Genomic DNA, 19875 nt, shown 5'->3' on the forward strand with positions numbered 1-19875 from the left:
TCACTCCTGTATGACAATTAGCAAGCTAATTATCAATTATTCCTTTCTTTATAATTTTGGTTATAATTATTCAGATGCTGCGTATCCTGAATTTTTATCAGCTAAATTCTGATACCAACACTTTCCAAAACTCAAGGCTTCTACCAGTGAGCTCCTTACTCATCAATTCCACGAATTCTTTTTCTGCATTTTTCCATACAGCATATTGAGCTGTGCCCATCGCTCTTACAAATTTTCTAAAATCCGATGCAATAGGTATTATGTCATCGTAGCTCATATCACTTGTAAATGCGTATATTTTTCCGGACCTGCATTCTAATAAAATTGTATATGGATCTCCATTTGCAATTATAATTAAATCTCTTTTGTGTAGTACCGGATAATCCTCGTATTCTAGATTACGATTTATTAGCCAGCTAAGGCTAGTTTCATCTCCATATCCAAACTGATAGCTGAGAAAACCCAAATTACCCCAGTTATAGCTTAGAATATCCTCTGTAAATACAGAGTCCAAATACTCTATTTCAAGTTTAGACTTTAGCTTTTCAATTTCTATCGCAGAAATTTCTTTTTTTCTAAGTATAATTCCTTCAGTTATTTCCTCATCAAGACCCTCTGTTTCTTCGAGAATCGAGGATATAGTCTCATCTATCGTGAATAATTTCATATATTGATTCCCTCTTCATTAGCCTCATCGTCATAAGCTGACAAAACCATCATCATCACAAGACATAGGAAAAATCTGCTGACTATGAATACGCTTTCTAAATGACTGACAACTAATGTAAAAATTATCGCTAGGTACCAGTTTCCCCTTTGCATTAGGTCTGCTCTTCTTATCATATAAAACAAAAGTGATATATATATGAAGAATCCTGTAAATCCAGTCGTGTATATCATAGCAAAGTAGCCACTATGAGGTCCTAATATAGTCGGTCTAAAATGATAGCTTCCATGATATCGCTGCTCCCAGAAACCTTTTATATACTCATTTCTAGAAGCCATCTCATTCTTTAAACTTCCCGTGCCAAATGCTTTCTTATCCATATGTGCAAGCATTGCAGTCTTCCAGATATTATATCTTGCACTACTAGCTCTGTTTAACTTGTATTCTATATTTCCGTAGCTGTTTTCCCACTCAAAGGCAACGCCTGTATCTTGATGAGAATACATAAGGCCATATACCGCACATGTTGCAAACAGCGATGCTAAAAGGGCAAGCAGAGTCAATCTTTTACCTGTTATAGGCTTTATTAGTCTTACAATGCTGTACGAAATTAATATTACAATCAAAGCAAGCTGAGCGCTTCTGCATTCGGACTTAAATACAACAACAAGGGAAAAGATACTGTAAAGGCTTAGCATAGTAAGCTTAGCCTTAGACAAAGGCTTAGGCATAATTATAAAAAGTAAAACCAATGAAAGTGCCGTCATAATTCCCATGGTATTTGGATTTGTATATAGATATGTAAAGTTCATCTTGCCGTCATTGTAGCTATGTCTTATCAGAAAATCAGCAATTCCGCTTTCTGGCGAGAGCTTATAAACAATATGGCAAAATGCTTCTAGCAGGTTGAGCGCTAGGTTTATCAAAATAATCATAGGAGCTAGAAATCGTCTTAAATAGCTCTTTGATATAATCATCTCATTAATTGCAATTAGATAGACTACTTCAAAGAAAACAGTTCTTATTGTGCTGTAATCAAAGCCAACGCTCCACCAGCCTATAAGCCTTGAAGCAAGATATATCCCAATAATAATAAATGGTCTTGGCTTAAGGTATGCTCTCTCAGCCTTGCAGGCAAAGAACTTATACAATGCTGCAATTAGAAGAAGACCTCCTACTACAACCTCAAGTCGTTCAAACCAGTTGATAAAAGGCTTTGCTGCAAGTGTGTTAAACAGAATAAAAAGCAGGGAGTATATAGTAACAAGAGCACTAATTACAATGCTCGAAAATCTCTTATCTTTACAGGGTGATGTAAGCTTTAAATTTTCCATCTTATTTCCTCTCATCATCTTCGTCAAAGATCCACTTGCTTACCTTTTCTCTCGAGTGACCATCGCAAGCCGACATAAACTTCTCTCCAAAAGCAGCTCGCTTCTCTGCGCAAAGGTCTTCTTCACGCACTGCAGTTACAAGCTCGTCCTTGTTCCTTGCAAGTCTTCCGTAGAGATATTCATCTAGTTCAAAATAAAGGCCTCTTCCGCCTTTATATTCTTCAAGATCATACATGAAGAAAATCACTGGTCTTCCCGTTATATACCAGTCAAAGATTATCGATGAATAATCTGTTATCAAAATATCAGAAGCTGCAATTAGCTCGTTCACATCTGGGTATTCTGATACGTCAATCATACCTTCAGGAAGATCAAAGTTAAGCCTTCCAGCTTTTACATTCGCAAGCAAAGCAGGATGCCATCTTAGTAGGACTCTGTACTCATCTCCGATTTCACTCATAAATTGCTTAGGCGAAAGCTTATCAAAATCATAATTTGCTGCTTCGATGCGGTCCCCCCTATATGTAGGCGCAAAGAGAATTATCTTCTTCCCTTTTAGCTCAGGAAATGCGCTTATTAGCTTTGATTTTGATTCAGTCTTAAATTCATCATCAAAGAGCATATCGCTTCGCGGACTTCCAAGAGCCTTAACCTTATCTACGGAAATTCCAAATGCCTCAGCAAAACACTTGCGAACTCCCTCAGCACTCACGAGTGCTCCCGTATACTTACGATATCCGCTATGAACTACTCGAGGATTCATATCTGCCTCTAACCTGCTATATCCAAACTTCTTAAAAGCCCCGCTTCCATGCCAAAGCTGAATCAGCTTTTGTCCATCTCTAAGCTTCATCGTGCTTGTAAGTCCATAAAAATCATCTAAAATTATGTACTTGCAACTACTCATAGCCCTGCAGATAGCTTTAAATTCAGAAAAGCTGATTGCTTTTCTCCTATCTCCTCTGCAGAAACTCTGTATTCTAAGGTCAAATTTTTCCGCTTCTATATAGTCTTTAATCGCCTTTAGGTTTCCATCTAGGCTTTCGTGTGCGTCAGTTAGAAACACTACGCCCTTATCGTCTAGCTTTAAAAAAGCAGAAGCTATGCGATTATATATATAAAAATATGTCAGCGCTAAGGCTTTTCTAATCTTTCGCATGCTCATCTATGTAAAAACCTCTCTTTGATTATACTCTTCAGGAAGGCAAACTCGTCACTATCTCTGAAAATGATATATAGCAAGATATTAGGTAGTATCACACTAATAACTAGCTTTATCAAGAATGCAATAAAACTATGCCCTGGCACTAGGCTCACTGCTCCGTAGCAAACACCTAGTATTGCAAAGAAAACCAGGCTGAGCTTTAGGTAGTTTTTGTAATAAGGCATAACACTCTTATGGAATCCGTATTTATAAAGCACATAAGGCTCTATCCAAGCACATGTTGTCACCGTGCTAACTATGGTTCCAAGCAAAACTCCAGATACCCCAAGCGGCTTAACTAGCACAAGCGAAACACCTAGATTTATGAGCGACTCATATATTGGCATATACTTGTTATACCAATATAGGCCCTTTGCGTTTTTGAAGGTTTGAGCACTGCTACGCATCCCAGTAAAATATGTCTTCATAACTATGAGAAGAACTACACCCGTTCCAAATACAGTATCCTTTTTGACCCAGATATCGTTGATAAATGGATTTAGCAGGTTAAACAGGCAGCAGCATGCAAAGCTATATAGCCAGAAGTTTATGAAGAAAACTCTCTTAAGTGCCTTCTCCTGAGTTTCAACATCCTCTAGAGCAGCAAGATTTCCAACGCTTGCAGAAATCGCTGTGAAGAACTTGCTGATAAATACAGTAACCGCGTTAACTATCATCGTGTAGTTAGCGTATATTCCTGATATAACAAGGCCTATGAACTTTGATATAATCAGATAGTCAGTTGCAAATACTATAATGGTTCCAATCTTGTGGAATACCATGGCTAGAGTATTCTTCTTAATCTCAGCAAAGATATCTCTAGGAAGGTCAATTACATCCTTTTCCTTTAGGTAAGGATAGCGCTTATCTGCAATGCGTGTGATTGATATGTTCTGTATCAAAACAAATAATATTCCCACCAGCATAAAGCCTATGTAGTTTCTACTCATCACTAGGATAAGCACCTGCACAATAACCATGAGAATCTCGCAAATTCCGTTATTTAGCGCAACTATATAGTTATTCTGCCTTGCTGAAACATAGGCGGACTTATACGAGAAGAAATATGAAACTGCAGTATTAACAACATATAGAACATATATCAAATGTAGATTTGGAATATCTGGTTTTTCCTTTATAAAAAAATCAATAAAAGGTGTCATCAAAAGGCCAGCGAATAGGACAAATCCCCCTACTCCGATGTAGATCCTCTTGTAGAACCTCATTATTGACTTGATCTTACTTATCTCGTTTTTGGCAATCGGTGAATAAAGGCTAAACACTATAGCTTCACCTATACCTAGTTCAGCTAGTGAAAGAATCATTAACACATTGCTGAAAAGCCCTGAAAGTCCGACGTACTCATTTGATAGTATATAAATAATTGCTGTACGGGAAAAAAACTGGCACAAGATGTGTACCAGTTGTAAAATCCATGCTATCTTGATATTTTTGGTCGACTTTTCTATACGCATGATTTTCCTTTATCACCTTGATTTTGAAAATGTGACTAGATAGTTAAGCCTTCATTTTCGTCTATGTAAGGGTGTTTTCCGAACATCACAAATATCTATTAAATTATATTTCAATTGTACTTTTGCGTCAAATGTGGCAGCCTGTTAAAGCTATTTTACGCATTTAAAGTGCAAGGATTAGCGGAACAAATATCGGTACTAATGCTGAAAGCACAAGGCCTGATATAAACGAGTATACCGCGATGTTTCCACTCGTTGATTTTTCTACGATTGGAAGGCATACATCCATGGCTGCAGCGCCAGGTAGTGCAATAGTCTCAACATATCCAATTTTCTTAGCAACAAGTGGAATAAATATGATTCCTAGTATTTCTCTCATAACATTGTGCATGAAAGCAACTGCACTTGCTTGAGCTAGCCCTGCCTCTAGTATTATTCCTGGAGCCAGTGAATACCAACCAAATCCAGCGCCAACAGCGAGCATTTCTTTAACTGAAAGCGGAAGTATCAGTCCGCATATGAAGGCTCCTGCAAGGCTTCCGATTGCAATTGCAAATGGGAAGATCAAAACGCGAAGTCCTACCTTGCGGAAATTATCTATAACTGTACCATCAAGGCCAAGATCTAGTCCAACTAGTGAAAGCAGTATGCAAAGCCCTATCTGAATAGCGTGTCCTGCCATTGTATTAAAGGTATCATAACTATCAAATACCTTATCTACAAGAGCATATCCACATATTAGACCGAGGATGACAGAAGCTATTATAATAAGAGTCATCTTGTCAATCTTTCCGCCATCAACATTAGAATTTTCCTCCTTATTCACAGCATCCATTGGTTTATCAGCTGAAATAAGAAGACCATGCCTATCTATTCTTAGAACCTTCCTAGCAAGGAATACAGCTATAATTGAAAATACGAGTATGACCACTGTTACTACAAGCGAATACACACCTATACTTCCGAGATTTTCGATAACCTCATCGTTAGCGCCCATTCTTGAGCCCATAGTTAAAACAAGTAGAACTATAGCTACCGTCTGAAACTTGCCCGTCCACGCAAGTTTCTCCTTCTTATGTCTAAGCTTGCTACCGGTAAAATATCCTATGGCTGCAAGAATGACATAGATAATCAAATCACGCATTGAATTCTCCTAAGCTGTTCTTTCTTTTCATTCTTAAATTCATCAAAATAATATCCCATATATTCTACCATTTTTGAAGCTTTTAATAAAGCTAAAAGCAAATTTAAGGAAGGTGCAAATAGGAAATTATCCAATTAAAAACCGGGTTTCCCCGGTTAATAATCACTTGACTACTTCAAGAATATCTCTTATGTCATTTACAAGGTAGTCTGCGCCCTCAAATTCCGCCATTTGTCCGTAGCCATAAAGGCAGGCAGCAAAGCTTCCTCCACATGACTTTGCACACTCAAAATCATGATATCTATCACCGACTACAAGATAAGGTCCTTCAAACTCCTCTGTAATCTGCTTTACTATCTCAGTCTTTGGCTTAAATCCATAAGATTCGCAGTCATAAAAACGGTCAAACCAGCGCTGCATTTCAAACTCTTTCCAATGTGCTTTTCGGTAAGATATCTTGCAATTGCTGAGGATTAAGAGCTTATATCCAGCTTGCTTTAACTTTGTCAGTACATCCCCTGCACCTTCATACCAAAGAGCCTCATGTCTTTCGATTTGCTCAACCATCATGGCTCCAATCATAGCACTCGCCTCATCCTTATAAGTTTGAGCAAGCTCAGGCAAAAACTTATCCCACATCTCCTTGCTATTTAGGCCTAGCCAGCTTGCAATTTCAGATGATTCTATGATTCTCTCTTCTGCAAGATTTTGATCTACAAGCCACTTATATGCCTTGCGAAATGCCGGTTCATATATTCTCAGCGTGTTGTGTATGGTACCATCATAATCAAATATGATTGTCTTTATCATCATATTACCTTTTAATCTATCAAAACATGCATTATAGCTGCTTTAGAAGGTTTACCATCTCAATTGCTGACAGTGCGCAGTCATAGCCCTTGTTTCCTGCCTTGCTTCCGGCTCTCGTGATAGCCTGCTCAATGTTTTCCGTTGTAATGATTCCAAATAGTACTGGGATTCCTGTAGCTAGCTCAACCTGTGCAATTCCCTTTGCGGACTCGTTGCAAACTAGGTCGTAGTGAGAAGTATCTCCGCGTATAACGGCGCCAACACAGATTACTGCATCATAGTTTCCTGACTTAGCCATCTTCTGAGCTGTAAGCGGAATTTCAAATGCTCCAGGCACCCAAACAACTGTGATATTATCCTCTTCTACACCATGTCTAACTAGACCATCGATTGCTCCACCAGATAACTTATTTACAATAATCTCATTGAATCTTGCAGCAACTATGCCCACTCTCATTCCCTCAGGTGCTATAACTTTTCCTTCTACCAAATTGATCTGCTTCATTTTCATCCTCCTATTTTGATTATGTTCTTTTATAAATTAATTTCCTTAAAAATATGTCCCATCTTATCTTGCTTTGTCTTCATATATAGAAAATCGTATTTCTGCGGCTGAATTTCTAGCGGAACTCTTTCTTTGATCTTCAGTCCAAAACCGCCTAGTCCATAAACCTTCTCAGGGTTATTTGTAAGAAGTCTAAGTGACTTTACACCTAGGTCAGATAATATCTGTGCTCCTACCCAGTACTCTCTAAGGTCTGGCGCAAATCCAAGCCTTACATTGGCTTCTACTGTGTCATAGCCCTGCTGCTGAAGCGCATAAGCTTTGATTTTGTTAATTAACCCTATTCCTCTTCCTTCTTGTCTCATATATAGGATTATTCCTCTACCCTCTTCCTCAACTTGGCGCATTGCTGTCTGAAGCTGAAGACCGCAGTCACATCTTAGCGAGCCAAATGCATCACCTGTGAGGCATTCTGAGTGAACTCTGCAAAGCACATTCTCTCCATCTCCGATATCCCCTTTAACTAAAGCCACGTGGTGCTCTCCTGTAATATCGTTGATATATCCATGTACCTTGAAATCGCCATACTGTGTTGGAAGGTCTGCAACTGCTTCCTCTCTCACATGTCTTTCGTGAATTCTCACATAGTCCTGTAAGTCGCTTATTGTGATGAAGCAAAGCTTATGCTCCTTTGCGAGTTCCCAAAGCTGAGGTGTGCGCATCATGGTTCCATCTTCCTTCATGATTTCACAGCAAACTCCACATTCTTTTAGCCCTGCAAGCCTCATTAGGTCTATCGTTGCCTCTGTATGACCGTTGCGAACTAGAACCCCACCTCTTCTTGCAACCAGTGGAAATACATGTCCTGGCCTTCTAAAATCCTCTGGCTTTGATGTTTCATCGACACACTTCATTATTGTATGCGAGCGCTCCGCTGCCGATATTCCAGTAGTCGTGTCGACATGGTCTACTGCAACTGTAAATGCAGTGCTATGGTTATCGGTGTTTTCTGCTACCATAGGAGGGAAATTTAACCTTGCAGCAAGTTCCTCACTCATTGGCGTGCAGATAAGACCTTTTCCATGTACAGCCATGAAGTTTATATTCTCTTGCGTTGCAAACTCTGCAGCACATATGAAATCTCCTTCATTTTCTCTATCTGGGTCATCGGTAACTAAAATTACTTTTCCGTCTCTCAAATCCTGAAGTGCTTCTTCTATTGTGTTGTAATTATATTTTTGTGACATAAGACATATCCTCCTATTCTAAAATCCAAATGTCTCAAGAAATTCCATAGTAATTTTTGATTCCTGTTTTTCGGGTTTACTCGTTTTGATGCCTAGTAAGCGCTCTACATACTTGCCTATAACATCGTTTTCTAAGTTAACTATATCCCCTGCATTTTTTCCAAGCAGCGTAGTTTCTTCTCCTGTATGTGGTATGACCGATACAGCAAAGCTGGATTCATCTAATTTTGCAACCGTAAGGCTTATTCCATCTATGCAAATCGAGCCCTTTTCCACTATCAAATGCAGGATGTCCTTTGAGGTTTCAATCCTTACCCATATAGCATTTTCTTCGCGAATCATGGATTTAATAACCCCAGTTCCATCTATATGTCCGCTTACTATATGTCCGCCAAACCTTCCATCTGCAGCCATTGCACGCTCTAGGTTTACCTGACTTCCTGCCTTGCAGCTTCCCAGACTGCTTCTCCTAATAGTCTCTGCCATTACATCTGCTGTGAATCCGTCAGGCTGAAGAGATGTAACCGTTAGGCACACTCCATTTACTGCAATGCTATCTCCGATTTTTGTTCCTTCCAAAACCTTCCTAGCTTTTACCGCTATGACTCCCGATTCACCACTAAGCTGCATGTGAGAGACTTTTCCTTTTTCTTCTACAATCCCTGTAAACATTGCTCCTCCTCTTTCATGCATACCTTATATCTTATTTTGATATCTTCGCCTATCTGTTGAACTTCTAAGCATCTTAGCTTAAATGCATCTCTTGGCACTTCTACTCCTATGCCTTCAACTGGACTCTTGCTACTTGCTCCACCAAATATCTTTGGTGCAATAAAGGCTTGAACTTCATTTACTATGCCTGCCCTTAGAGCACTGTCGTTCAAAGTTCCTCCTCCCTCAAGGAGTATGCTATCTATTCCTTTATCTCCAATGAATGACATCAGCTTATTAAGGTCTATTCGCTTATCATCACCCAGGCAGCAAACCGTCTCTATACCCGCATCCTGAAGTATCTTCAGTTTCTCTTCTGCATATGTAATATCTGAATATGCAATTATTGTTTGCTGCTTTTTTGCGCTCTTTACAATCTGGCTATCGAGAGGAATTCTTAACTTGCTGTCACATATTATTCTGACTGGACTTTTTAGATTTTCTACCCTAGTGTTTAACATCGGATCATCCGCAAGCACAGTTCCAATTCCGACCATTATGCCCATATATCTATGCCGCATATACTGAACTTCTTTTCTTGCTTCTTCTCCTGTAATCCACTTTGATGCACCTATCTTTGTTGCAATCTTCCCATCTAAAGTCATCGCGTATTTCATAATCACATATGGTTTTTTAGTTCTAATATAGTGGAAGAATATTGGGTTTAACTTGTCACATTCATCCCTCATATAGTCCTCGACTACAACGATTCCTGCTGCTCTTAATATCGCTACACCCTTTCCTGCAACCTTTGGATTTGGGTCTCTTGAGCCTATGATTACTCTTGCAATCTTTTGCTCTATGATAGCCTCTGTGCACGGCGGAGTCTTGCCGTGGTGACAGCAAGGTTCAAGCGTAACATACATAGTCGCTCCATCTGCAGATTCTGTAAGCGAAGCAATCGCATTGCGCTCAGCATGAAGCATACCGCATTTTTCATGATATCCTTCTCCTATGATTTGACCATCCTTTACTATTACTGCACCTACCATAGGATTTGGATTTGTCCAGCCTTCGCCTTGCCTAGCTAGCTGAATTGCTCTTTGCATATACTTTTGTTCTATCACCTATATGCCTTCTTTCTTTCGTTTTGGGACAAACAAAAACCCCTGCAATATATCTACAGGGGTAGTGCAATCTCTAATGTACAAACAAAAATCTCATACACCTATGATAATCTTGTAAAATAAAAGCTCTGAAATGGAATCCCATCTCAGAGCAAAGATACTACATCATTATCACAAAAATAATTGTACCATCATCTTCTTCCATCCAGACTATACTGTCGGCTCCGGAATCTAACCGGATCATGCCTTTCGGCTCGCGGGCTTTACCGCCGGTAGGGAATTACACCCTGCCCTGAAGATATCTTTTTTTTAATCATAATACTTTATTTTTGGTTTGTAAAGTACTAGTTAAAAATTTATTTGTGGTGCTTGCACTTATGCTCACCACTATGCTCGCCCTTATGGTGTCCGCACTTATGCTCGCCACTGTGCTCACCCTTGTGGTGTCCGCACTTATGTTCACCGCCATGGTGGCTACAGTTAGCGCCTTTGCTATACTCTAGTGTTTTAGCTAGGAGCTTTTCTACAGCCTCATCACAGTCACCGCTTACACCTGCGTATAGCTCAATTCCTGCTTCTGCTAGAGCAATCTGAGCGCCCTCTCCAATTCCACTACAGATGACTGCATCTACTTCTGATTCCTTTAGCAGTCCAGCAATTGCACCATGTCCACCCTCAGCTACTTCAACTAGCTTTGACTCCTGAATCTTGCCCTCGTTCACATCGTAAACCTTAAAAGCTTTGCTGTGTCCAAAATGTCTAAAAATCTTACCATCCTCAAATGTTACTGCTATTCTCATTGTATTTTCACCTTTCTTATCAAAATTCTCATATGCAAGAGCAATTTCCCTGTGCGCATCCTCGTTTAAATAACGAGCATCCTTACTACAGCAGGAATCGTCTGAAACTATATAAACAGTCTTTCCATAGACTATGGAATCTGCAATCTTCTTACGCACAGATTCATAGATAGCTGTTACCGTAGTCCTAGAAACATCCATTTGTTTCGCAGCTTCCTCCTGATTTAGTCCGCAGCTATCGATTAATCGCATAGCTTCGTATTCATCTAGAGTGATATCCACACTATCATCATTTCTAACATCCTCTGGTGCAAAGCACCTATATTCTGGAATGACGCCTATCTTTCTACTTCTTCTTGGTCTTGCCATGATTTTCTCCCAAAAATAATTATTGACATATGTCTATAATATACTATTTTCGACATATGTCAATATTGAAATTCGCTATTTATTTATAAAGTTTATCTATATTTGTTTCAAAGACATCGTTAATTTCGTCTATTGCCTCTGAAATTTCAAGCTTTATGCTCCATGTATTCGAAGCATCATCCTTCTCTAAATTCGTATATGCAAACAGGAGCTTTCTAATAGCTTTGATATATGAATTCATCAAAATATATAACTCGTTTGCACTAGATGGAACTTCGTCAAGATAATTGAAAATCTTTTCTATTATCCTATTAAAGCACTCCGTTTTAATATCGAATTCATCACCAGCAAGATTTTTACATATATCTACATCCTTTAGAAATGCCTCTCCATCCTCTCTTATAGCTACTGCCATCTGAGCCTGTAGCTTCTCATCTTTGACATCAACTGATACATTAGGGCTATTCCTATACCTTTTGATATATGAGTATCTGCTGTACATTTCATCCGTCAAAATCAGAGTTTTAAACCCATCATCAAACCTTGCATAAGGAAGCATTCCATCATCTATCATATTGTGCAGATTCAGCAAGGTCTCCTCGTATCTTTCGCCTGCATACTCAGCTAGTTCATTGACTCCGTAATACTCCTCTGGGCCTATTATTTTGGCATACTTATCAAAGGTTTCTATAAGCTTTAGTTTCCTCATTCCGACTGCGAAGAAATAGAGGCAAGCTGCTGCTACAACTATTAGAAGCATCGAAAGTACAACCAGCATCATTACGCCTAGAAGAAAACCCGTAAGACCTATCGCGATACAAGAAATTGATGAAAGTACTGCAATCACAAGAAAAACCGCTATTGCTATGGTCACAAGTCCTGAACTTGGTTTCTTCATACAGAAATATGTTGTTTTCGACCTATCAAGATTACTATAGCTTCTACTATAGTTTGTGTATGTTGTTTCCTTACCAAGGGATAAATCGATTTGTTCCTTTATATCCTTGCTCAGCGTCCTATAGTTTTCACTCTGTACCGCTGAGTTGACTGTGTCTAATATTCCGTCACCAAGGTTAATAAGGCGCTTTATCTGTTCCATTTCGCTCTCCGATTAGCCACTAATATTTTGTCCATTATACTTTTTATATAAGTTTAAGTCAACGACGGTCGTGATTTCCCTTTACTCATGTTAAATTATTAGTTTCTAATATAACCAAAAAAGACCAATCTGCAAAGCAAATTGGTCCGTATTAACCTTATTCTATAGTTCTTCCTTTGGATACTTCTCAGAAACCCACTCCTGAGTGTATTTGATGAACTCCTTGGTAGACGCCGTAAGGTGATTTTGGTTCTTAACTGCAATTCCTAGAGTTCTCTGTTCTCCAGAAACAAGAGGTCTAATCGCAATGTTTCTTGATGTCTTCTCAACTATCATCTGCGGAAGCAGTGTAACGCCAAGTCCCTTCTCAACCATTGCTACAACAGCATAGTCGTTCATCTCAGCAAATCTTACATTTGGCTTAACCTTATGCTTGTTGAACACCTCAGCAATCTCGCTAACATCGCTGAAGGAACTGTCATTAAGCTTGATATAATCATACTTAACTAGATCATCAATAGCAATTTTCTCCTCTGAAGCAAGCGGATGGTCTGCTGGAACTACAGCAACCATAGGATCCTTGTGTAGCGGATATGTAACAAATGGAGTTTCCTCTGAAAGGCTCATAAATGCACAGTCAACCCTGCCACTGCGAACCCAGTCCTCGCTCTCTACATCTGAGCCATGAAGAAGCTCAAAGCGAACTAGCGGATAATCCTTCTCAAACTTAGCAATTATGCTAGGAAGCCACTGAACAGATACGCTTGTAAAAGTTGAAATTCTAATTAGCCCTGACTCAAGTCTATGTATGTCATTAAGCTTGCGATAAAGATTGTCGTATGACTGGCATATCTCCTCAAAATAAGGCATTAACTCCTCTCCATCAGCAGTTGCATATGCACCGCTCTTCTCTCTTACAAGAAGCTTAAGGTTGCAGTCTGACTCAAGTGAATTAAGCAGATGTGTTATTCCTGACTGAGTATATCCCAAATCCTCAGCTGCACGAGTAAGATTTCCGAGTTCAATTGTCTTCAAGAAAGCCTGATATTGCGAAATACTCATTAAAACCTCCAAATATACGCTAAATTCTAAATTAAATTAGTTAAGCTAATTATTTTGATAATAAAACAGTGCTTTACTAATTGTATATCCCAAATTATAATTCTTTTGCTTTAACAAATCAATAGATAAAATTCAAAGCTGTCTAGCTATTGAATTTCCCGAAAAATCAGTGCTTGCATACTCATATGAGTTTTTAGTTCATCTAGTCTACCAAAGCTCAGACCCTAGGTGATTTTTTATTTTTTGAAGAAGAAGACTTTGTGCATAGATATCAGCTGTTCCACCGGGACTTAAATTCATCTCGATAAAAACATCATCAAGCTCCTCTAAGGCCTTTACAAGCTTATCATCATCTAGTTTTCTAATCCTTCTAGCCTCGGCCTTAGCAAGCTCTAGCCCTTTCATACCACCTCTATGTATCAAATTACTATCATCAGCTTTTTCTAAAACAAATAAAAAGCATCTCAGTTTGGCAGTCAAAGTGAGCTTACCGTATTCATCAACTAAATCATTAAGATAACAAGCCCCAGCAAAGGCTGTAGGAAACCCCTTCATGGCCTCATCCTCTGCGCCACATCTGCCGAAAGCCTCTCTAGCTAACTCTCCATTTGATTTTCCCATCGATATTTTTACGGTTTCTACATGCCCATTACATTCTGATTCGCTAGTGCATTTCTTCAGCTCAAAAAGGCCTTTCGCGATTTTTCGCGATTTATCTCTTAGATTTCCTCCATGCTTTAGACAGTTTCCTAGGGCAGAAAGCAAGATACCCATTCCATATATTGCACCCCTATGAGTATTAACGCCAGAAGTGAGGCACATCATCTTTTCTTCTGCTTCTATTCCTAGATTTCTAAGCTTTATGAATTCGCAAGTATTTGACAAATTCATATCAAAACCTAGACGAAGCACCTCTTCAAAATAGCCTTCTAAGGATATCGCACTTCTAGACATCATATCAAAGTCCATATCGCTGTGAGCTCCGCAGTTTCTTTGATCTACAAGACCAGGCTTTGGGGTTAGCTCAAGTTCTTCCTTTAGTGCACTTACAGCTAGCTTTGATATCTTAGCTGATGCAAAATCTAAAAGTAAATTCTGTGTCTTAAACACCACCTCGTCAAGGCCGTGAGCCCTTGCTCTACTGCATTCAAATACAGATCCTCCACATACAAGGCATTTTCGTCCTTTTGCACCAGGCCTTCTAATAAGCATTCCTATAGCATCTGTAACATCTAGGTCGAGAAGTCTTCCGACCGGAAGCTCCTCCTCTATTGCAAGGCACTTTGACTTAACATATTCTGCTTCTAAATCAAATACAAGTAAAGCAAAACACCCTGTGAAGTCACGCTTCACAAGGCTTTTTTTCGGTTCGCCCAGCTCCATAATGAGTCTAGAATATCCATATTCAAAGGCTAAATCTACTAAAGGACTTCTCTTGATTTCCCCAGCGATATTCATTGAAACAGATACGACCGGCATTTTATATCTATCTATGAACTCTAACTTAAGAAGCGCATTTTCATCTCTTGACTTGAGAAGTTCTGCAAGCTCTACCTTCCTTATTTCGTACATAGTTTTGAAAAACCTATTTTATCATACCTGCCATATGCTCGTTTACGCTGTCTAAGGACTTTAGCTTTTCTAGAGAATTTTCACCAACGCAGCCAACCATTAAGTAGCGCTTGTTAATAACGTCATAGATGAAGTGGTGAAGAAGGTGAAACTCCTTAATCATCTTGGTGTTTGAAACATGAGTACGCGGTCCCGTACAAGGATGGATAAGGTCTCCAATTTTGATGTGGTTATCATCGTAGTATGAGACTGGTATTTCCCTTTTTATAACATCATTGACCTTATTTTCTAGCTCTACAAGATCAAAGTTAGGCTGATAATCCGGGAATGCCACTATGAAACCGTGCCTGATGTCATCGTGTGTACATCTTGAAATTTCATCCTTAGGCATGAAGTACTCACAGATATCCTCTGCAGTATGTGCCATGAGTCTATATGGCAGAGATGTGTAGACCATCTTGTAGATTTCATCAGGAAATGGGCCAAAAATTCTAGGTCTTGTCAAAACAATTTCCTCACCCACGCCAATTAAAAGATCAGCGTTCATATTGAGCATAGGATATACGATATCAAAGTGCTCAACGATTACACGCTTTCCCCTTTTGATAGCCTGAAGAATCGCTCCTGCCAAAACTGAAAGCTGGTGAAAACCCATCTCAAAGCGAATATCAAGATGATAAGTATGTGGCGTGAAGAAGCCCTGCTCATAGTCCTGCTGGAGAATTGGCAGCGGTCTAACATTCACTCCGTCATCGTCATTTGTCAGCTCAAGGCCTGGGAACATTCCCTTTATGAGCGCACTCTTTCCTGATCCAGCCTCGCCAATAACACCAATGAGCTTATCAAATGGTGAAAGGTACTGCTGCGCTAGCTGAATTCCAAGTCCATAAATTCTCGACCTTCCTCTAGGTGCATAGTATGTAGTAAACAGGTGACTCCTTAATTTATCGCTATGTTCCATATTATCTCCTTTTCTCTATAATCTCTTGCGATTTTACAAATCGCATCCATCTATCAAAATTATCTCTTGCTCTTTTTCATTAGAAAATCAAAGCTTGCTTCTGGCAAAAGTAACCTAAGCTTTTGGCTTACGTCCTTGGCATCTGCCTTAGCATCTTTTAGTTCATCAAATAGCATTCTTACCCTGCTTGCGCTAATCGGCTCGCCTAGTGCCTCTGCTCTTTCGACTTCTATAGCTTCTATACCCTTTTTCGGCAAGTAAATCTTCATCGCCTCATTATATTTTCTTGTCGTTTCAGACAGTGGCTCGCTTCCAAAGAAGCGCTTTGATATACCAAGCTCTTTAGCAAATATTTTGCTGAAGATTTCAAGATCCAGCTCGCATTTGATGCGCGAAACCTCCGTCTTATCTTTGATGAAGTACTGCGGAAAGCTTGCCTTTGACACAAGGTATGGCCCCGTTTGTGCAACAAATACATTATCTAAGTCTGCACATCCCTTTTTTACAAGTTCAAACCTCTCTTCAAAGCTAAACACGCTAGCCTCCTCTGATACGACAAATACATATAGGACATCGCACTGCTTCGCTGCTTCTTCTATGAGGTATCTGTGGCCTAGTGTAAAAGGATTGCAGTTCATGACTGCAGCTCCTCTTATTTCGGCAGCTGAGAATTTATCAAATGATTTCCCCTTTTCGGCATAGGCCTTTTCTATCTGCTTAATAGCAAAGTGCTTAGCCTCGCCCTTTTCTCTTTCTAAGAGCACTATGTCCTTAGTTTTTGCGAGTCTATGAAAGAATAGCGACTCAAACAAAGCAGTATTCTCAGGCTTGGTATACACTAACAGCTCCTTCACTCCATTTTGGAAGGCATCCTGCCATAGGGTTCCCATAAGCGCGCTCATATACCCGCTTCCTCTAGCCTCCTTACTGACAGCTATGCACTTTAGGAGATATTTAGCTCTTGAACCAGTCGCAACCAGCTTTCCATCCTCCAAAATGCAGACAGTTGTTTCGATATCATTGTCTAAATCAAGGCCCGAAGATGCTAAAAAGCTTTTCACTTTATTAAGTTTACTTTGGCCTTCTTTTGCGCCTTTTATGATTTCTATATCCATAGCTGCTCCAAGCGATTTTACCTTTGATGTTCTATTTATAAACCTTAGTATATCCTAAAAAATGATATTTGCAAATTGAAAAATGATACATTGTATTATATAATATCGGTAATTGATATAATACAATTATGTAACAATGTCTACTGGAGGATATCAACATGCCTATGATAAATCGTAAGGCCTGCGCTGGAACCTTGGAATCAAGCGACGTTTATGTAGAGCTTGAACCTAGCGTTTCCGGTATAGAGCTTAATCTAGAATCAGCAGTCATTGAGCAATTTGGCGAAGCCATTAGAAGCGCTGTGCTCGATGTCATAAACGAGATGAACATCTCAGATGTCAAAATAAAGGTTGTTGACCGCGGTGCGCTCGACTGTGTAATTCGCGCGCGAGTTGAAACTGCACTTAGCAGGGGAATGGAGGCACATGATGCGTAGATCTATGCTCTTTGTTCCGGGCAATACCCCAAATCTGATTATAAACAGCAATTGCATGGGAGCTGATGCGATTATCTTTGATTTAGAGGATGCTGTTGCACCTGCAGAAAAGGATTCAGCAAGGCTTCTAGTTCGCAACGCTATAAAGTATATGAACTTCTCAGGCATCGAGATAGTCGTACGAATAAACTCATTAGATACAAGTTTTTGGAAGGAAGACCTAAATCAAATACTTCCTTCCGGACCAAATATTATAATGCTACCTAAGACGTCTTCGGCTAATGATGTTGCTGTTTTGAGCGCTTACCTTAGAGATTTTGAAGAAAAACTCGGTCTTGAGTTAAACAACTTTAAGATTATGCCGCTTATAGAGACAGCACTTGGAATCGAAAACGCATATAACATCGCCTCATCAGATAAGAGTGTCTGCGCCATCTTCCTAGGCGCCGAGGATCTAACTGCAGATCTTAGATGCAAGAGAACCAAAGAAGGACATGAGATTGACTACGCTAGGTCAAGAATGGTCATGGCTGCAAGAGCCGCGGGCGTAGATGTCTATGATACACCTTTTACAGATGTAAATGATGACGATGGAATAATCACAGATTCTGAATACGCTAAGTCGCTAGGCTTCACAGGAAAGGCTTCAATTTCTCCAAGGCACCTAGATGCAATAAATACAGTATTTAGCCCTTCCATCGCTGATATCAAATATGCCTATGAGGTAATGAATGCCATAGAGCTTGCTGCTGCTCAAGGACGAGGAGCTATCGCTCTACGCGGCAAAATGATAGATGCGCCTATAGTTGCTAGAGCAAAGAATACCATAGAGATGGCTGAAGCCATCGGAATAAGAAAGGAGCAGATTGATGAATAACAGCAAAATTGTATCCTCACTTCGCGAGGCAATTTCACTCTGCGATCTCAAGGATTCTATGAGCATCTCCTTTCATCATCATTTGAGAAATGGTGACTTTGTACTCAACATGGTCATGGAGGAAATTGCTGACATGGGATTTAAGGATCTCACTGTAAATGCAAGTTCCCTCTTTGATACTCACTCTGAACTTCTTGAACATATAGAGAGTGGCGTTGTCACAAAGATATGCACAGACTATATGTCATCAGGCCTAGGACGCAGTATTTCAGAGGGTATCATGGATACTCCAGTTGAATTTAGAACTCACGGAGGCAGACCATCAGATATAGAAAGCGGTAGAACTCCAATCGATATAGCTTTTATAGCAGCACCTGCATCTGACCCCATGGGAAACTGCAGTGGCAAGATTGGAAAATCAGCCTGCGGAAGCCTTGGGTATGCGATTCCAGATGCGCAGAACGCTAAGCACGTGATAATAATCACAGATAATATAGTTCCCTACCCTTTGATTCAGTGGTCAATTTCCGAGATCAATGTCGATTATGTTGTTGAAGTTCCTGCCATAGGAAATCCTCAAGGCATAGTTTCAGGAACAACTCAGATAACAAGAGACCCGGTTGGCCTAATCATGGCTGATCAAGCAACAAAGGTAATCAAAGCCTCTGGACTTCTTAAGGACGGCTTTTCATTTCAGACAGGCGCAGGTGGCGCTTCGCTTGCAGCAGCAAAGTTTCTCAAGGACATAATGGTCAGAGAAGGCATCAAAGGCAGCTTCGGTCTTGGCGGAATTACAGGCTACATGGTTGATATGCTAAATGCAGGTTGCTTTGAGTCACTGCTAGATGTACAATGCTTTGATCTTAAGGCTGTAGAGTCAATCAGAACGAATCCTCAGCATCAGGAAATTTCTGCACTTCACTATGCTTCACCAAGCTCCATGAGTGCAGTTGTTGACAGCCTAGATGTGGTAATTCTTGGTGCAACAGAAATAGATACTAATTTCAATGTAAATGTTCATACAGATTCTAACGGATACATCATGGGTGGCTCTGGCGGACACAGCGATACTGCTGCAGGTGCAAAGCTTGCAATGATTATCGCTCCAATGTTCAGAGGCAGACTCCCTATGATAACCGACAGGGTTTCATGCATATCAACTCCTGGCAAAGATATAGATGTTTTAGTTACACAGGGCGGTATCGCAGTAAATCCAAGAAATCAGGAGCTAGCTGAACGCATGCGTAGTGCCGGTCTTCCTTTGATAGACATTCACGACCTTAAGAGAAAAGCGGAAAGCTATACTGGTCTTCCAAACAAGGCACCTAAGGGCGATAAGATAGTCGCAAAGGTTATATCACGCGATGGAGGACTTCTAGATAATATTTACAATGTACTGCAAAAATAGAGAGGCCAAAT

At 39.9% G+C, this 19875-nt stretch carries 18 protein-coding genes, 1 pseudogene and 1 other annotated feature; of the genes and pseudogenes, 3 read left to right on the forward strand and 16 right to left on the reverse strand.

The features are described 5' to 3' along the window. Positions 1-97: 97 nt before the first annotated feature. The 16 genes and pseudogenes from ADJ67_05815 to ADJ67_05890 all read right to left on the reverse strand — a co-directional run bounded on the left by ADJ67_05815 (position 98) and on the right by ADJ67_05890 (position 17142). A complete protein-coding gene (locus ADJ67_05815; GenBank protein AKT47199.1) occupies positions 98-667 on the reverse strand; it encodes a nuclease in 570 nt (189 codons plus the stop codon). Further along, positions 664-2001: a hypothetical protein gene (locus ADJ67_05820; protein ID AKT47200.1), complete on the reverse strand. Its 1338-nt coding sequence runs from the start codon at positions 1999-2001 to the stop codon at positions 664-666. The genes ADJ67_05815 and ADJ67_05820 overlap by 4 nt, the downstream gene beginning before the upstream one ends. A 1-nt stretch (position 2002) precedes the next feature. Next, the gene (locus ADJ67_05825) at positions 2003-3166 is read right to left on the reverse strand and encodes a hypothetical protein (GenBank protein AKT47201.1); all 1164 of its coding nucleotides are present in this window, start codon (positions 3164-3166) and stop codon (positions 2003-2005) included. A gap of 236 nt (positions 3167-3402) precedes the next feature. Further along, positions 3403-4680, reverse strand: a pseudogene (locus ADJ67_05830) (hypothetical protein). A 163-nt stretch (positions 4681-4843) separates the two neighbouring features. Beyond that, entirely contained in the window at positions 4844-5824 is a 981-nt protein-coding gene (locus ADJ67_05835; protein ID AKT47202.1) for a membrane protein, read from the reverse strand. Positions 5825-5986: 162 nt separating this feature from the next. After that, positions 5987-6637: a haloacid dehalogenase gene (locus tag ADJ67_05840; protein ID AKT47203.1), complete on the reverse strand. Its 651-nt coding sequence runs from the start codon at positions 6635-6637 to the stop codon at positions 5987-5989. 28 nt (positions 6638-6665) lie between these two features. Continuing rightward, positions 6666-7139: a 6,7-dimethyl-8-ribityllumazine synthase gene (gene ribH, locus ADJ67_05845; GenBank protein AKT47204.1), complete on the reverse strand. Its 474-nt coding sequence runs from the start codon at positions 7137-7139 to the stop codon at positions 6666-6668. Between the two features lie 29 nt (positions 7140-7168). After that, entirely contained in the window at positions 7169-8386 is a 1218-nt protein-coding gene (locus tag ADJ67_05850) for a GTP cyclohydrolase (protein AKT47205.1), read from the reverse strand. Positions 8387-8404: 18 nt separating this feature from the next. Next, entirely contained in the window at positions 8405-9058 is a 654-nt protein-coding gene (locus ADJ67_05855; protein AKT47206.1) for a riboflavin synthase subunit alpha, read from the reverse strand. Further along, on the reverse strand, positions 9040-10164 hold the full coding sequence (locus ADJ67_05860) for a riboflavin biosynthesis protein RibD (GenBank protein AKT47207.1): 1125 nt from the start codon (positions 10162-10164) through the stop codon (positions 9040-9042). The genes ADJ67_05855 and ADJ67_05860 overlap by 19 nt, the downstream gene beginning before the upstream one ends. A 189-nt stretch (positions 10165-10353) precedes the next feature. Further along, positions 10354-10468: a binding site (FMN riboswitch), on the reverse strand. A gap of 52 nt (positions 10469-10520) precedes the next feature. Then, the gene (locus ADJ67_05865; GenBank protein AKT47208.1) at positions 10521-11333 is read right to left on the reverse strand and encodes a DNA-binding protein; all 813 of its coding nucleotides are present in this window, start codon (positions 11331-11333) and stop codon (positions 10521-10523) included. 79 nt (positions 11334-11412) lie between these two features. Beyond that, positions 11413-12432 carry a hypothetical protein gene (locus tag ADJ67_05870; GenBank protein AKT47209.1) on the reverse strand — a complete coding sequence of 340 codons (1020 nt, stop codon included), beginning with the start codon at positions 12430-12432 and terminating at the stop codon, positions 11413-11415. A 162-nt stretch (positions 12433-12594) separates the two neighbouring features. Continuing rightward, positions 12595-13494: a hypothetical protein gene (locus ADJ67_05875; protein AKT47210.1), complete on the reverse strand. Its 900-nt coding sequence runs from the start codon at positions 13492-13494 to the stop codon at positions 12595-12597. Positions 13495-13701: 207 nt separating this feature from the next. After that, positions 13702-15066, reverse strand: coding sequence for a hypothetical protein (locus tag ADJ67_05880; GenBank protein AKT47211.1), 1365 nt, complete (start codon positions 15064-15066; stop codon positions 13702-13704). 13 nt (positions 15067-15079) lie between these two features. Next, the gene (locus tag ADJ67_05885; GenBank protein AKT47212.1) at positions 15080-16027 is read right to left on the reverse strand and encodes a lantibiotic ABC transporter; all 948 of its coding nucleotides are present in this window, start codon (positions 16025-16027) and stop codon (positions 15080-15082) included. Between the two features lie 59 nt (positions 16028-16086). Beyond that, positions 16087-17142 carry a hypothetical protein gene (locus ADJ67_05890; protein AKT47213.1) on the reverse strand — a complete coding sequence of 352 codons (1056 nt, stop codon included), beginning with the start codon at positions 17140-17142 and terminating at the stop codon, positions 16087-16089. A 158-nt stretch (positions 17143-17300) separates the two neighbouring features. Here ADJ67_05890 and ADJ67_05895 point away from each other — a divergent pair, with 158 nt between their 5' ends. The 3 genes from ADJ67_05895 to ADJ67_05905 are packed head-to-tail and all read left to right on the forward strand — an operon-like array spanning position 17301 to position 19864. Continuing rightward, positions 17301-17579 carry a citrate lyase subunit gamma gene (locus ADJ67_05895; protein ID AKT47214.1) on the forward strand — a complete coding sequence of 93 codons (279 nt, stop codon included), beginning with the start codon at positions 17301-17303 and terminating at the stop codon, positions 17577-17579. Beyond that, the gene (locus ADJ67_05900; GenBank protein AKT47215.1) at positions 17572-18456 is read left to right on the forward strand and encodes a citrate lyase; all 885 of its coding nucleotides are present in this window, start codon (positions 17572-17574) and stop codon (positions 18454-18456) included. The genes ADJ67_05895 and ADJ67_05900 overlap by 8 nt, the downstream gene beginning before the upstream one ends. Continuing rightward, positions 18449-19864 carry a citrate lyase subunit alpha gene (locus ADJ67_05905; GenBank protein AKT47216.1) on the forward strand — a complete coding sequence of 472 codons (1416 nt, stop codon included), beginning with the start codon at positions 18449-18451 and terminating at the stop codon, positions 19862-19864. Before ADJ67_05900 ends, ADJ67_05905 begins: the two co-directional genes overlap by 8 nt. The last annotated feature ends 11 nt before the right edge of the window (positions 19865-19875 follow it).

Origin of the sequence: Eubacterium sulci ATCC 35585, assembly GCA_001189495.1 — a bacterium.
In the GTDB taxonomy this organism is placed as follows: domain Bacteria; phylum Bacillota; class Clostridia; order Peptostreptococcales; family Anaerovoracaceae; genus Eubacterium_B; species Eubacterium_B sulci.